The 14,076-nt window shown below is 71.6% G+C and carries 16 protein-coding genes and 1 pseudogene; 5 read left to right on the forward strand and 12 right to left on the reverse strand.

Annotation, left to right across the window (positions count from 1 at the left end; all coding sequences use genetic code 11):
- Nucleotides 1-144 precede the first annotated feature (144 nt).
- Nucleotides 145-1,188, forward strand: a complete 1,044-nt coding sequence (gene srmL / locus FHX81_RS09185) for a PheS-related mystery ligase SrmL (RefSeq protein ID WP_141976922.1) — start codon at nt 145-147, stop codon at nt 1,186-1,188.
- Here srmL and FHX81_RS09190 read toward each other — a convergent pair.
- The 4 genes from FHX81_RS09190 to FHX81_RS09205 are packed head-to-tail and all read right to left on the reverse strand — an operon-like array spanning nt 1,164 to nt 5,321.
- Complete coding sequence (locus FHX81_RS09190) at nt 1,164-2,864, reverse strand: aminotransferase class V-fold PLP-dependent enzyme (RefSeq protein WP_141983834.1); 1,701 nt, start codon at nt 2,862-2,864, stop codon at nt 1,164-1,166. The two genes, srmL and FHX81_RS09190, sit on opposite strands and share 25 nt — an antisense overlap.
- Nucleotides 2,865-2,870: 6 nt before the next feature.
- Complete coding sequence (locus FHX81_RS09195) at nt 2,871-3,629, reverse strand: amino acid ABC transporter ATP-binding protein (RefSeq protein ID WP_141976924.1); 759 nt, start codon at nt 3,627-3,629, stop codon at nt 2,871-2,873.
- A complete protein-coding gene (locus FHX81_RS09200; protein WP_141976926.1) occupies nt 3,626-4,450 on the reverse strand; it encodes an amino acid ABC transporter permease in 825 nt (274 codons plus the stop codon). Before FHX81_RS09200 ends, FHX81_RS09195 begins: the two co-directional genes overlap by 4 nt.
- Nucleotides 4,440-5,321, reverse strand: coding sequence for an ABC transporter substrate-binding protein (locus FHX81_RS09205; RefSeq protein ID WP_141983835.1), 882 nt, complete (start codon nt 5,319-5,321; stop codon nt 4,440-4,442). The genes FHX81_RS09200 and FHX81_RS09205 overlap by 11 nt, the downstream gene beginning before the upstream one ends.
- 184 nt (nt 5,322-5,505) lie before the next feature.
- On the opposite strand from FHX81_RS09205, the gene trxA reads away from it, so the two are divergent.
- Nucleotides 5,506-5,868 (forward strand): thioredoxin, encoded by a 363-nt coding sequence (gene trxA, locus FHX81_RS09210; RefSeq protein WP_141976928.1) that lies wholly within the window; start codon nt 5,506-5,508, stop codon nt 5,866-5,868.
- 43 nt (nt 5,869-5,911) lie between these two features.
- Here the strand turns inward: trxA and FHX81_RS09215 are convergent, their stop codons facing one another.
- Nucleotides 5,912-6,841: a YihY/virulence factor BrkB family protein gene (locus tag FHX81_RS09215; RefSeq protein WP_141976930.1), complete on the reverse strand. Its 930-nt coding sequence runs from the start codon at nt 6,839-6,841 to the stop codon at nt 5,912-5,914.
- Nucleotides 6,842-6,924: 83 nt separating this feature from the next.
- On the opposite strand from FHX81_RS09215, the gene FHX81_RS09220 reads away from it, so the two are divergent.
- From FHX81_RS09220 to FHX81_RS09230, 3 genes are read left to right on the forward strand one after another with little or no spacing between them, the layout of a single operon-like run.
- On the forward strand, nt 6,925-7,377 hold the full coding sequence (locus FHX81_RS09220) for a phage holin family protein (RefSeq protein WP_141976932.1): 453 nt from the start codon (nt 6,925-6,927) through the stop codon (nt 7,375-7,377).
- Entirely contained in the window at nt 7,374-7,970 is a 597-nt protein-coding gene (locus FHX81_RS41220; protein ID WP_211363436.1) for a DUF3618 domain-containing protein, read from the forward strand. The genes FHX81_RS09220 and FHX81_RS41220 overlap by 4 nt, the downstream gene beginning before the upstream one ends.
- Nucleotides 7,967-8,254 carry a DUF4235 domain-containing protein gene (locus FHX81_RS09230; RefSeq protein WP_387492082.1) on the forward strand — a complete coding sequence of 96 codons (288 nt, stop codon included), beginning with the start codon at nt 7,967-7,969 and terminating at the stop codon, nt 8,252-8,254. The genes FHX81_RS41220 and FHX81_RS09230 overlap by 4 nt, the downstream gene beginning before the upstream one ends.
- A gap of 12 nt (nt 8,255-8,266) precedes the next feature.
- Here FHX81_RS09230 and FHX81_RS40390 read toward each other — a convergent pair whose 3' ends face one another.
- The 7 genes and pseudogenes from FHX81_RS40390 to FHX81_RS09260 form a co-directional block, all read right to left on the reverse strand.
- Nucleotides 8,267-8,434: a hypothetical protein gene (locus FHX81_RS40390; protein ID WP_170231986.1), complete on the reverse strand. Its 168-nt coding sequence runs from the start codon at nt 8,432-8,434 to the stop codon at nt 8,267-8,269.
- Nucleotides 8,435-8,461: 27 nt separating this feature from the next.
- Entirely contained in the window at nt 8,462-9,223 is a 762-nt protein-coding gene (locus FHX81_RS09235; RefSeq protein ID WP_141976934.1) for an enoyl-CoA hydratase/isomerase family protein, read from the reverse strand.
- A gap of 217 nt (nt 9,224-9,440) precedes the next feature.
- Nucleotides 9,441-10,373, reverse strand: coding sequence for a hypothetical protein (locus FHX81_RS09240; protein WP_141976936.1), 933 nt, complete (start codon nt 10,371-10,373; stop codon nt 9,441-9,443).
- 191 nt (nt 10,374-10,564) lie between these two features.
- Nucleotides 10,565-11,485, reverse strand: a complete 921-nt coding sequence (locus tag FHX81_RS09245) for an ABC transporter substrate-binding protein (RefSeq protein WP_141976938.1) — start codon at nt 11,483-11,485, stop codon at nt 10,565-10,567.
- Nucleotides 11,486-11,488: 3 nt separating this feature from the next.
- Complete coding sequence (locus FHX81_RS09250; RefSeq protein WP_141976940.1) at nt 11,489-11,962, reverse strand: GNAT family N-acetyltransferase; 474 nt, start codon at nt 11,960-11,962, stop codon at nt 11,489-11,491.
- Nucleotides 11,963-11,966: 4 nt separating this feature from the next.
- Nucleotides 11,967-13,061 (reverse strand): annotated as a pseudogene (locus FHX81_RS09255) (LLM class flavin-dependent oxidoreductase); the annotation flags it as partial.
- Nucleotides 13,062-13,115: 54 nt separating this feature from the next.
- The gene (locus tag FHX81_RS09260) at nt 13,116-14,009 is read right to left on the reverse strand and encodes an esterase/lipase family protein (RefSeq protein WP_211363437.1); all 894 of its coding nucleotides are present in this window, start codon (nt 14,007-14,009) and stop codon (nt 13,116-13,118) included.
- Nucleotides 14,010-14,076: the final 67 nt, after the last annotated feature.

Consider the following 14,076-nt stretch of genomic DNA (forward strand, 5'->3'; position numbering starts at 1 on the left):
ACGTGACGCGCCGATTCAGCCGCCCCCGGCCGGGAGACCCGGTCGCCGGGGCCTGCGGCGTGCGCTAGTTCACGCGGTCCCGGTGGCGGGCCGGCTCGGGGGACACCTCCAGCCGCTGTCCACCACCGCGAAGGGACCACCGCGATGCCCCGCGACCTCAGCGACCCCGCCTACGGGCCGCACGCCGTGCAACTGCTCGTCGACGAGATCCTCGCCCACCTGCCGGGTGACCTGCGCGTGCTGCGCGACCACCCCGAGGTGTCGGTCGACGACAACTACACGGCGCTGGGCTACCCGCCCGACGCCATCACCCGGGACGCCCGCTACACGCGCTACACCGGCGAGAACCGCATGCTGCGCAGCCACACGACGGCCATGGTGCCGCCCGCGCTGCGGCTGCTCGGCACGCGGGACGGCTGGGACGACGTGCTGCTGGCGTGCGTCGGGATGGTCTACCGCCGTGACGCGGTGGACCGGGTGCACTCCGGCACGCCGCACCAGCTCGACCTGTGGCGGATCTCCCACCACCGGGCCGACCTGGACGAGCTGATCGACGCCGTGGTCACCGCCGCCGTGCCCGGCCTGCGCTACCGGACGACGCCCGCGACCCACCCGTACACCGCCGAGGGGCGGCAGGTGGACGTGCTGGTCGACGGCGAGTGGCTGGAGGTCGCCGAGGGCGGCCTGGCGGCCCGCCACGTGCTGCGCCGGGCGTGGCTGCCCGACGACGTGCACGGCCTGGCGCTGGGCGTCGGCCTGGACCGGTTGCTGATGCTGCGCAAGGGCGTACCGGACATCCGCCTGCTGTCCTCCGACGACCCGCGCGTGGCCGCCCAGATGCTGGACCTGACCCCGTACCGGCCGGTGTCCCGGCACCCGGCGATCACCCGGGACATCTCGGTGGCGGTCGGCGCGGACGCCGACGGGGACACGATCGGCGACGTCGTGCGCGCCGCCGTCGGCGACCTGGTGGAGGAGGTCGCGGTGGTCGGCGAAACCCCGGTGGCCGACCTGCCCGCCGTGGCCGTGGCACGGCTCGGCGCGCGACCGGAGCAGAAGAACGTGCTGCTGCGCCTGGTCCTGCGCCACCCGACCCGCACGCTCACCGACGCGGAGGCCAACGCCGCCCGTGACGCCGCCCACGCGGCCGTGCACGAGGGTGATCAGCCCCTGATCTCGTTCAGGTAGTTGTAGATCGTGTACCGGGTCACGCCGAGCACGCCCGCGAGGTGGTCGACCGAGTCGCGGATGAGGAACAGGCCCGCCTCGTCCAGCACCCGCACCACCTGCGACTTGTGCGACTTCTTCATCAGCTCCACGGGCACGCCGACGGCGGTCACGGCGCGTTCGACCAGCAGGCGTTGCAGGGTGTCGACGTCGCCGGGGAACGCCTCGACCGCCGAGACCGCCGTCTCCGGGCGGCGGTCGGGGCCCGGGTCGCTGTTGACGCACAGGCAGCCGACGGCCACGCCTTGGTCGTCGCGCAGGAACACGGTGGACGAGTGGATCACGCGCCCGTCCGGCGCGTAGGTCTCGTAGCCCGCCAGGTCCTGGGTGGTGCCGCGGCGAACCAGGCCGAGCAGCAGGTCGGTCATCGGGCCGCCGACCTTGCGGCCGGTGAGGTCGCCCGCGATGGCGATGATCGAGTTGGGCAGGGCACCGAGGTCGTGCAGCACGACCTCGGTGCCAGGTCCCAGCGCGGCGGCCAGGCTGTTCACCGTCGGGATCAGGGCGGTGAGCACGTCGGACGTCACTGCGGGCGCGGCGACGGCGACCGGCTTGCGGACCTCCCGCAGCGCGGCGGCGAAGCGGGCGACCGTGTCGGGGCTGGTGGAGGCGTGCGGCGAGAGCCGGACGTGCTCGGGCCGCACGGTCGCCGTCACGCCCGCGTCGGCCAGCGCCGCGCCGACCACCGACGGTGGGTGGTCGGGCAGGGTGAACGCGAGGATGCCCGCGCGGCGGTCCGGTGCGGAGACGACCTCGCCACCGGCCTCCCGGATCACCTCGGCCAGTTCGTCGGATCGTTCAACAATCCGCTGGTGAATGGCCTCGACGCCGGCCACCTCGACCAGCTCCAGCGCCGCCGCCAGCGCGCCGGACGCGATCGGGCTCAGGTTCGTGATCGACCAGCCCGCCGCGCCCTCGCCGACGGGGTGGATGCCGTTGTCGAACAGGCCGGGGTCCTCGGCGCCCGTCCAGCCCGACAGCACCGGGTCCAGCCGGGCCAGCGCCCGGTCGGACAACGTCATGAACCCGGTCGACCAGCCCGCCCGCAGCCACTTCTGGCCGCCGACCACCAGCACGTCGGCCACCTCCCACGGCTCGTCCACGACGCCGAAGCCCTGGATGCCGTCCACGACCAGCAACCGGTCGCCGACCACCTCCCGCAACGCCGCCAGGTCCGCCCGGTACCCGGTCCGGAAGTCCACCGCGCTCACCGACAGCGCCACCGTGTCCGGCGTCAACGCGGCGCGCACGACGTCGGGCGTGACGGGGCCGGGCGGCAGCCACGACACGTGCGCGGAGGGCGACCGCGCCCACGGGTAGGTGTTCGCCGGGAACTCCCCCGAGGACACCAGCACCTCGCCGGTCACGCCCAGCGCCGCCTGGAACAGGCCGGTGCTGGTGTTCGGCAGCAGCGTCACGTGGTCGGTGTCGCCGCGGCACAGCCGGGCCACCGCCGCCTTCGCGCGCAGCTCCTGCCGCATGAGGTCGTCCACCGTGGACGGCCCGGCCACCACGGACGCCTCCACCAGCCGGGTGGAGGCGTCCACCACGGCGAACGACGGCGGCCCGAAGCGGGCGAAGTCCAGGTACCCCTCCGGCTCGTGGAACTGGACGAGGTAGGACGACGGGATGCGCATGACCACCTAGAGCACCTTCGCGAGGAACTGCTGCGTGCGTTGCTGCCGCGGATTGTCCAGCACCTGGCCCGGCGGCCCCGCCTCGACCACCGCGCCGTCCACCAGGAACACCACCTCGTCGGCCACCTGCCGGGCGAACCCGATCTCGTGCGTGACCACGATCATGGTCATGCCGTCGCGGGCGAGGTCGGCCATCACGTCCAGCACCTCGCCGACCAGCTCCGGGTCCAGCGCCGAGGTCGGCTCGTCGAACAGCATGAGCTTCGGCCGCATGGCCAGCGCCCGCGCGATGGCCACCCGCTGCTGCTGGCCGCCGGACAGCTGGTGCGGGTAGGAACCGGCCTTGTCCGCCAACCCGACCCGGTCGAGCAGCGCCCGCGCCTCGGCCAGGGCCGCCTTCTTCGGGGTGCGCAGGACGTGCACCGGACCTTCGGCGACGTTCTCCGCGGCCGTGCGGTGCGGGAACAGGTTGAACCGCTGGAACACCATGCCGATGTCCCGCCGCCGGCGCGCCACCTCCCGTTCGCGCAGCTCGTGCAGCTTCCCGCCGCGCTGGGTGAATCCGACCGGCCGGCCGTCGACCCAGATCCGGCCCGCGTCGATCGTCTCCAGGTGGTTCACGCAGCGCAGGAACGTCGACTTGCCCGCGCCCGACGGCCCCAGCAGGCACACGACCCGGCCCCCGTCCACGGACAGGTCGACGCCCCGCAGCACCTCCGCGTGACCGAACGACTTCCGGACCCCCACCGCCCGCACGAGGCTCACCGGGCCACCCCCTTGCCGTAGTGGCGCTCCAGGAAGTGCTGCCCGACGCTCGCCACGCTGACCACGACCATGTACCACGCGGCGGCGGCCAGCAGCGTCTCCATGATCTGGAGGTTGCGCGAGGCGATGTTGTTGGCCGCGTGGACGAGCTCCAGGAACCCGATGACCGACGCCATGGACGTGCCCTTGAGCATGTTGATGAAGTTGTTGCCGGTCGGCGGGATGATCACCCGCATCGCCTGCGGCAGCACCACCCGCCGCAGCGTGGTCGCGGGCGTCATGCCGATCGCCTTGGCCGCCTCGACCTGGCCGTGGTCGACGCTGGTCAGCCCGGCGCGCACGATCTCGGCCATGTACGCGCTCTCGTTGAGGCCCAGGCCGAGCAGCGCCGCCACGAACGCGGTCACCAGGACGTTGGTCTTCTCCTCGAACAGGCCCGGGATCGAGATGGTGTCGAAGACCAGCGCCAGGTTGAACCACAGCAGGATCTGCAGCAGCACGGGCAGGCCGCGGAACAGCCACACGTACCCGGCGGCGAACCAGCGGGCGACCGGGTTGGCCGAGCGGCGCAGCAGCGCGATCAGCACGCCGAGCACGATCGCGCCCGCCTGCGCGGCCACCGCCAGCACGACGGTGTTGGCCAGGCCGCGCAGCATGATGTCGTGGGTGAAGAACCCCGGCACGGCGGCGTAGTCGATCTTCGCACCGGCCAGCGCCCAGGCCAGCGCGCCGAGGACGGCGAGGATGACCGCGCCGCCGACCCACCGGCCCCAGTGCCTCAGCGGGACGACCACCAGGTCGTCGGTGCCGCTACCGGCCATTGACGGTCGCCTTCGCGACGGCGCCCTGCTCGACGTCCCAGGCTTGCAGGATCTCGCCGTAGGTGCCGTCGTCGATGAGCGCTTGCAGCGCCTTCTGCAACGCCGCGGTCAGCTCCGGGGTGTCCTTGTCGACGCCGATGCCGTACGGGCCGCCGTTGATCGGGGCCAGGTCGACGACCTCGAAGAACTCGCCGTCACCGGCGGTCCTGGCCACGTAGACGGCGGTGGGCAGGTCGTTGAGGATGGCGGCGACCCGGCCGGTGCGCAGCTGGTTCTGGTTCTGCGTGTCGCTGTCGGTGGCGGTGACCGCGATGGGGTCGCCGGACAGGCACTGGAACTCCTTGGCGTACGTCTCCTGGCTGGAGCCGAGGTTGACCGCGACCGACTTGCCGCACAGGTCGTCCGGGCTCTTGATGCCCGCCGGGTTGCCCTTCTGCACCATGATCGTGATGCCGGAGGTGAAGTAGTCCACGAAGTCGATGGCCTGCTGCCGCTCCGGCGTGTCGTTCATCGCGGCCATGGTCACGTCGATCCGGCCCGCCTGGAGGCTCGTGATGAGCGAGCCGAACGCCATGTCCTGGTGCTCGACGGCCAACCCGAGCTTGGCGCCGAGCGCCTTGGCCAGGTCGACCTCCGAGCCGACGGGCGTCCGGCCGTCGGCGGCGTAGAAGTTGTTCGGCGGGTTCTGGATGTTCGAACCGACCCGCAGCTTGCCCGACTGGACGACGGCGGTCGGCAGCGTCGCGGCGAGCGCGTCGTCCTTGGTGACCGCACCCACGATCGCCGAGGTGGACGGCAGGCCCTCGTCGGCGGGACCGGCCGGCGGGCCGTCGGCCGGTGCACCGCACGCCATCAGCGCGAACAGGGACATGACGAGGGCTGGGCCGAGCCTGGCGGGCTTCCTGCGCACGGGACACCTCCTGCTTCCGGGTGAACCGAAAGCTACAACCTTCTGTTGAAGGCGTCCACAAGTTGTTGAAGGGAATTGTCCGGGTGTGGTGGTCGTTGGTCCCGGGTACAAGGGGGCGACCCCATGTCCACAGCGAGGAGGACCTATGGCCACCGTGGAGCTGACCGCGGAGAACTTCGACGAGGTTGTCGGCGGCTCCGAGATGGTCCTGGTCGACTTCTGGGCGGGCTGGTGCGGACCGTGCCGCCAGTTCGCGCCGACCTACGAGAAGTCCGCCGAGAAGCACGGCGACATCGTCTTCGGCAAGGTCGACACCGAGGCGCAGCAGCAGCTCGCGGCCGCGTTCCAGATCCGGTCGATCCCGACCCTCATGATCGTGCGCGACGGCGTCGTGCTCTACGCGCAGCCGGGCGCGCTGCCCGAGGCGGCGCTGGAAGACCTCATCGACCAGGCGCGCAAGGTCGACATGGACGAGGTGCGCAAGCAGGTCGCCGAGCAGCAGGCCTGAGCCGCGCCGGGTCGGTCCGGCGCGGCGGCGGTCCGTCGCTGCGTCAGTCCATCGCGGCCGTGTCGCGGGGCGGGGCCACCGGGTCCCGCCCCTCGGGCTGCCACCCGGCCTCGATCCGCCTGCCCCGCTCCAGCTCCGCGTCCAGCTCGGCGCCGAGCAGCAGGGCCAGGTTCGAGATCCACAGCCACACCAGGAAGATGATCACACCGGCCAGTGAGCCGTAGGTCTTGTTGTAGGACCCGAAGTTCGCCACGTAGAACGCGAACCCCAGCGACGCGGCGACCCAGACCACCACGGTCAGCAGGCCGCCCGGCGTGATCCACAGGAAGCTGGGCTGCCGCACGTTCGGCGAGGCCCAGAACAGCAGGCCGATCGCGAGGCTCGCGAGCACGAACAGCACCGGCCACTTCGCGACGTCCCAGACCGTGACGAAGGTCGAGCCGAGCCCGAGCACCTCGCCCAGCCACTCGGCCACACCGCCGGTGAGCGTGACGCCCAGCGCGGTGAGCGCCAGCAGCACCACCACGCCGACGGTCAGTCCCAGCCGCAGCGGGATGACCTTCCAGAACGGCCTGCCCTCCTCCACGTCGTAGATCGAGTTCGCCGCGCGCATGAACGCGCCCACGTACCCCGAGGCCGACCACAGCGCCGTCACCAGGCCGACGATCGCGAGCAGGCCGCTGGCCTGCGACTTCTGGAGGTTCTCGATCGCACCCGCGATGGTGTCCTTGGCCTCGCCCGGCCCCAGCGCCTCCAGGCTGTCCACAATGGACTTCGTGGCGTCCGGCCCGAGGAGCCCCAGCAGTGCGGTCAGCAGCAACAAGCCGGGGAACAGGGACAGCACCGCGTAGTAGGTGAGGGCCGCCGCCCAGTCGGTCAGGTTGTCGTCGTTGAACTCCTTGACCGTCCGCTTGAGCACGCCCCACCACGAGCGCTTCGGCAGTTGGGTCGGGGCCTCCGGTGCGTGCGCCATGGGCGACGGGTTTCCCCCGAACACCGTGCGTACACCCTCGCGTTTTCGGGTAGTCGGGGTGCGAGTGGAGAGAGGAGACGGCCATGAGTCACGTCGCCGACACCCGTGCGGCTGACCGCGTCGCCGATCGGGTCACGGTCCGCGCCCCCGAGCGGGAACCGTCGACCGCGGAACTGGTGCACCGGCTGTCCGAGCAGGTGAGCAGGCTGGCGCGGGACGAGATCCGGCTGGCCGCGGCCGAGATGCGCACGAAGGGCAAGCGCGTCGGCACGGGCGCCGGGCTGCTCGGCGGCGCGGGCGTGCTGGCCTGGTTCGGCCTGATGACGGTCCTCGCGGGGCTGGTGCTGCTGCTGGCCACCGTGATGGAGGCGTGGATCGCGGCGTTCGTCGTCGCGGTGGCCGTGTTCGTCGTCGCGGGCGTGCTCGCGCTGATCGGCCGCAAGCAGTTGCAACGCGGCACGCCGCCGGTGCCGGAAGAGGCCATAGCGGGCGTCAAGCAGGACATCGCCACCGTGAGCGAGAGGGCACACCGATGAGCGGCAAGGACATCCCCACGGATCCGGAGGAGCTGCGCGCCGACGTCGAGCAGACCCGGCGGGAGCTCGGGGACACCGTGGAAGCGCTGGTGCACAAGACCGATGTGCCCGGACGGGTGAAGGACAAGGCGCACGAAGGAGTGGAACAGGTGAAGGAGACCGCTACGCGGGCCAACGCGGCGGTGTCGGCCGCGGCGGGCAAGACCACCGCCAAGGTCAGCCAGGCCGCGGACAAGGCGGGCGAGCAGGTCGGCAAGGCGGGCGCGGCGGCCGGCGCGGCCGGTGCCGCGGTCGGCGAGAAGGCCGCCGTGATCGGCGAGAAGGCCGGTGCCGTGGCGACGCAGGTCGGGCAGAAGGCGACCGAGGTCGCGGGCCAGGTCGGCACGAAGGCCGGTGAGGTCGCCGAGCAGGTCAGCCTGAAGGCGGGCGTCGTCGCCGAGCAGGTCGGCACGAAGGCCGCGCAGGCGGTCGAGGCGCTGCCGCCGCCCGTGCAGCAGCGCGTCGAGCAGGCCCGCAAGCACCCGGCGGCGGTCGCGGCCGGTGTCGCGGCGGTCGTGCTGGTGCTGTGGAAGCTCCTGAGGAGGGGGCGGTGAACGTGAACAAGCTGCTCTACCGACCCCTGGGCATGCTGTTCGGCGTGCTCGGCGGTCTGGCCGCCAGCGCGTTGTTCGGCCAGGTGTGGAAGCTGATCACCGGCACCAAGGAGGCGCCGACCCCGACCCAGAAGGATCGGGGCTGGGGCGAGGTGCTCCTGGCGGCGTCCATCCAGGGTGCGATCTTCGGCCTGGTGAAGGCCGCGATCGACCGGGGTGGCGCGACCGGCTACGACAAGCTCACCGGCGAGTGGCCCGGTGACACGAACAAGTACGTCGACTGACGTCCTGACGGTCTAGGACGGCGGTTCGTCCTCCTTCCCGCGCCGCTCGCCCTCGTCGAGGAACTGCTCCGGGTCCACGTCGAGGTCGGGCGGCTCGGGCGTGCCCGGCGAGTGCGGCGGGTCGGGGTTGATGTGCTGGTCCGGGTCGTTCGGATCGCCTTCGAGCGGGTGTTCGGTCATGTGCTCGAAGTACCCGCCCGTCGGCGTTCAGAACCTCGGTGACCGCTTCTCCAGGAACGCCGCCACGCCTTCCGCGTACTCCGGGCTGTGCACGGCTTCGTCGTACAGCGCGCGCACGGCGTCGTCCTCGTCGTGCTGACCGTCCGTGATGCGGTTGACGATGTGCTTCGCGCCGCGGACGCTGACCTGCGCGCGTGCCGCGATGGTGTCCGACAGCTGCGCGACCCTGGCCTCCAGGGCGTCGGCCGGGTGCACCTCGTTGACCAGGCCGATGCGCAGGGCGGTGGCCGCGTCGACGATCTCGCCGCTGAACAGGATCTGCTTGGCCCACGCCGGGCCGACCACGTCGACCAGCTGCTTGGTGGACGTGAAGTTGTAGACGATGCCGAGCTTGGCGGGCGTGATGCCGAACCGGGCGTCGGCCGCGGCGACCCGCAGGTCGCAGGCCAGCGCGATCTCGCAGCCGCCGCCGATGCAGAAGCCGGTGATGGCGGCGATGGTGGGCTTGCCGAGGGTGGCGATGGCGCGTTCGCCGTTGTGGACCGCTTCGCCGTACTTCGCCGCGCCGTCCGCGCCCTTGCGGAGGGTGGAGAACTCGCTGATGTCCGCGCCGGCCGAGAAGTGCTCGCCGCCCCGGACGACGAGGACGCGCACGTCGTCGTCGCGCCGCACTTCGTCCAGGAGGCCGGGCAGGGCCGACCACATGTCGTAGCTCATGGCGTTGCGCTTGGCCGGGCGGTCGATGGTCAACGTGGCGACCGGCCCTGCCGTGTCGAGCCTCAGCGTCATCACCGGAGCCTACGACCCCCACCTCTGTGCCCCGGCTCACATCCCCCCACCGCGCGAGTCGAACGCCCAGGTCCCGAGTGTCGAACGCTCGGGTCCCGAGTGTCGAACGCCCGGGTCCCCCGAATTCAACGTTCAGGACCGGGCGCCGGTGTCCTGAGCGTTGAATTCAGGGGTCCTGAGGGTTCGACACTCGGGACCTGGGTGTTCGACTCGCGGGTTAGCGGTAGGAGTTGCGGAGGTAGGTCAGGCTGAACGCGCCCCGGTTGGCGAAGTAGACGGAGACGACGTAGGCCGGGTCGGTGGCGAGCAGGCCGCGCTGGATGTCACTGCCGTCGTTGCCGTCGTCCCAGCCCCACGCGCTGTTCGCCGAGTTGTCCTTGCCGTTGTCACCCCGGAACGTGCCCCAGCTCGCGAACGTCGCCGAGCTGTTCCGCTGCGCCCACAGCCCGCCCGCGGCGAACGTGTCCACCAGCCGGTAGCCCACCGAACGGTCGTTCCCGCCCGACGGCACCTCACCGGTCGTGCTCGGCACGTACACCACGCCGTCACCACCCGGGAACTCCGCGCCGTTCCACGCGTACAGCCCGTGCCCCTTCGCCTCCTGGCGCGTGGTCGGCCGGTTCCCCTGCAACCGCAGCGTGCCGTCGACGCTCTCCCGACCCGACGTGAACGTGCTCCCGGCCGGCACGTACGAGTAGAAGTCGCTGTGCGCCACCGTGATCACGGCCTCCAGCCGGCCGAACGCCGTGCCGTCCTTGCGCACGGTCGCCAGCAGGCCCTCCATGTCGTTCTCGTGCGTGAACTGCTCGAACGGGTCGGCGAAGTCCTCCCAGTCACGCGGGTGGTAGAAGCTGTAGACCAGGAACCAGTGCGTCGGCGTCTCCACCACCGAGTAGTACGCCGCACCCGTGAGCCGCGCCAACGAGTCGTCCTGCGCCTCCCAGTTGTCCACCGTGTTCCACTCACCATCGAAGTCCACTGTGGACAGGTAGTCGGCGTCGTAGTCGGACGAGTCGGTGTCCTGGTAGTGCACCGGGGCCCAGTAGAACGCCAGCTCGGCGTCCGTCGCGGCGTGCGCGGGAGTCGTGACGAACACCGAGAGCGCGGCCGCCGCGAACAGGGACGCGGCGATCTTGCGTGCAGGGAACATGCTCCACCTCCATCAGGGTTGCCCGTCGGAGCCAACGGGCCGCGCCGAACCCTGGGGTGAAGCGGTGGCCAACACAAGGGGTGATTCAGGTGATCGTTCACGCTGAGGTGCGCGGGGAGCACCGCTGACGCTTCGGGACACCGCAGGGCGGACCGGGAGGTCGAAGTGCCCCGGTCCGCCCCGCGGCCGGCTCAGCCGTGCTCCGGCGGGCTGATCAACGACTCCGGGATCGCCGAGTCCTTGGTGCCCCACTTGTCCAGGATGCGCGGGTACACGCCGTCCTGGATCAGCTCGTTCACGGCCGCCTGCAACGCGGGCGCGAGCGGCGAACCCTTCGGCAGCGCGAAACCGACGTCCAACCGCTTGAACTCGCCCAGGAACCTCAGGTTCGGCTGGTTGGCCGCCGCGTGCCGCAGCCCGTTGATCGTGCTCATCACGACGTCGATGTGCCGCTGCTGCAACCCCAGGAACACGGCCGCGTTCTCGGAGAAGCTCAGCACCTCGTAGTCCGGCTTGCCCGCGGCACCGCACACGTGCTTCTCCCGCTCCAACGTCGCCTCGAACGTCGTGCCCGCGCCCGTGCCGACCCTCAACCCGCACAACGACACCAGGCCGTCCACCCGCGTCACGCGGTCGTCGTCGGCCCGCACCGCGAACCCCTGGCCGTCGTTGACGTAGGTGACGAAGTCGATCGTCTTCTTCCGCGCCTCGGTCACGCCGAAGTTGCCCGTCCCGACGTCGTACTTCCCGCCGGCCAGCGACGGCAGGATCGTCTCGAAGCTCGCGACCTCCCGCTCGACCCGCACCCCCAACGTCCGGGCGACCGCCTCGGACATGTCGGCGTCCAGGCCGAGCACCGTCTTGTTGTCCTCCGCGTAGTAGGACGACGGCGGCTGCCCGCCCACCGACGACCCGAACCGCACCACCCCCGCGTCACGCACGGCCGGTGGCAGCAACGAGGCGATCGCCTCGTCCTCGACCACCCCCGACAGCACGTCCTCGGTCGGCTCCACGCCGGACGGGGGTGGGTCGACGGCGTCCGCGGGCAGGGCGCACCCGGAGACGACGAGCGCGAGCACGGCGGTGAGCAGCAACAGGCAACGTGCGCGCATGGGCTATCCCAAGTCCTTCTCGAACGGCAGGTGGTCGATGGTGAGCGGGTCGGCGGTCAGGTCGAACAGCGGCGTGTACCCGGTGGCCAGGTACAGCGCGCGAGCCTCCGGCTGCCGCGGGCCGGTGGTCAGGTACAGCCGGGAGTAGCCGAGGTCGACGGCGTCGCGTTCCAGCTCGGCGAGCACGCGCCGGGCGAGGCCGCGCCGGCGGTGCCGCGAGTGGGTCCAGATGCGCTTGAGCTCGGCGGTGCGCTCGTCGTGCCGCATGAACGCGCCACCCGCCACCGCCGCGCCGTCCTCGAACAGCAGCAGGAGCGTGCCGTGCGGCGGCGCGAAGACGGTCGGGTCGTACCGGGTCAGCTCGGCCCGCGCCCGATCGCCGTACCGGGTCACGTACTCGTGCGTCAGCTCCTCTTTCAGCGGCCCGGTGGCCGGGTCCTCCCAGCGGACCCGGCGGGCGACGAGGGTGCCGGTCACGCGGTCAGCCGTCCACCGCGATCTCACGCGGCTCCGGCACGGCGGCGGCCCGTTCCCGGTCGCGCTTGGCGACTTCCTCGCGCACGATCGGGATCACGTGCCGGCCGAAGTCGATCGTGTCGTCGACCATGTCGTAACCGCGCGCGGACAGGATCTCCACGCCGAGGTCGTAGTAGTCGAGCAGCGCCTGGGCCACGGTCTCGGGCGTGCCGACGAGCGCGTTGGAGTTGCCCGCCCCACCGGTCGCGGCGGCGGTCGGCGTCCACAGGGCGCGGTCGAAGCGCTCACCGCGTTCGGCGATCTCGAGCAGCCGCTGCGAGCCCGTGTTCTCCGGGTTCGTCAGCGAATGCCTCCGGGTCAACGGGTTCACTCCCCCGGTGCGCGCCTTGATCGCGTCCACCGTCCGGTACGCCCTCTCCCAGGCCAGCTCCTCGGTCGCGCCGAGGATGGGGCGGAACGCCACCTGGATGCGCGGCAGGTCGGTGCGGCCCGCGTCCCGCGCGGCCTGGTGCACGGCCTCGATCTGCGCGGCCGTGTCCGCCAGCGGTTCGCCCCAGAGGCAGAAGATGTCGGCCTCCGCGCCACCCGCCCGGTACGCGGCGGGCGACGACCCGCCGAACGACACACGGGGCCGGGGTTGCTGCACCGGGAACACGTCGCTCACGAAGTCGGCGAACCGGTAGTGCTCGCCCTCGTGGTCGAACGGTTCCCGTGCCGTCCAGGCCTTCTTGACGATCCGGATGTACTCCTCGGTGCGCGAGTAGCGCTCGTCCTTGGTCAGGTAGTCGCCTTCGCGCTGCTGCTCGCGATCCGTGCCGCCGGTGATGAAGTGCACGGTCAGCCTGCCGTCGCTGATCCGGTCCAGCGTGGCGAACGTCTTCGCGGCGAACGTGGGGTAGGACACGTTCGGCCGGTGCGCCAACAGGATCTGCAACTTGTCCAGCTCGGTGGCCACGTAGGCGGCGGCCTGCGCGGGATCGGGCGAGCCGGAACCGTAGGCGAACAGGACCCGGTCCCAGCCGTGGTCCTCGTGCGCGCGGGCCAACCTCAGGGTGTAGTCCTTGTCGAACGAGGGGCCGCTGCGCGGGTGCGTCTCGGAACGGCGACAGAGGTTTCCCGAGTGGCGATGCCGGGAGCGAGTGGTGTCGGGCGGTTACTGCTCGGGGAACATCCGCGCCATGCCGCGCGGTGGGGTGAAGGGGCGCCAGTGGCGGGGGCGTTGGGACAGGCGGTCGGCGATCAGCCAGAGGACGGTGGCGTTGTAGCCGTAGCCGAGGTGGCTCGAGGTGACCGCGACGTTCTGCTGGCGCGCGCCGGGGGCCGAGATGCACGTCCGCCAGGCCACGATGCCGTCGGACTTCGAGTAGACCGAGGTCGACGGCACGGGGAACGGCGGCCGGGTGTGCTCGGGCGGCGGCATGTCGGCACCGGGGACGTAGAGCCGCGCCAGCAGTTGGTACACCGGGTTGACCCTGGTCTGGCGCAGGTCGGTCATGGCGTACGGGCTGCCCAGCGTGATCACCTGGCGGACCATCCCGGGGTGCTCGCGGGCCAGCTCGCGGGCGAAGATGCCACCCAGCGACCAGCCGACGACGCTCACCTTGCCACCCACGGCGAGTTCCCGCAGCAACTCGCGCATGCCGCGCACCACCCCGACCGACGGGCCGATGTTCAGGCCGAGACCCCAGCCGTGGACGTCGTAGCCCAAGCCGGTGAGGAACTTGCGCAGCGTCGCGGTCGACGCGTCGGTCGCGCCGAGGCCCGGCAACACCAGGACGGTGTGGCCGTCGCCGCTCGGGGCCGCCCGCAGGAGTGAACGGGTGGCCGCGAACTGGCCGATGCCCACGGCGGTGCGGGTCGGCTCGGTCAGGTACCAGAGCAGGCCCGGAGCGGATCCTGGCGCGGAGCCCGGAGCGGAACCCGGCTCGGCCACCGGCCGCGACCGCGACTCCGACCGCCGGTGCGACCGCAGCTCCGCCTGCGGCTCGGTGGCCGGGTGCCGACGCAGGTCAGGGTGGTCCGGTGGGACGTGTGGCAGTGGTGACATGGCCCCTCCCCCGCTCCGCGTCGAGCGCGAACCCCAGGTGACCATGATGTTTCGTGGCGGTTGATTC

The sequence above is a fragment of the Saccharothrix saharensis genome, from assembly GCF_006716745.1.
GTDB classification, from domain to species: Bacteria; Actinomycetota; Actinomycetes; order Mycobacteriales; family Pseudonocardiaceae; genus Actinosynnema; species Actinosynnema saharense.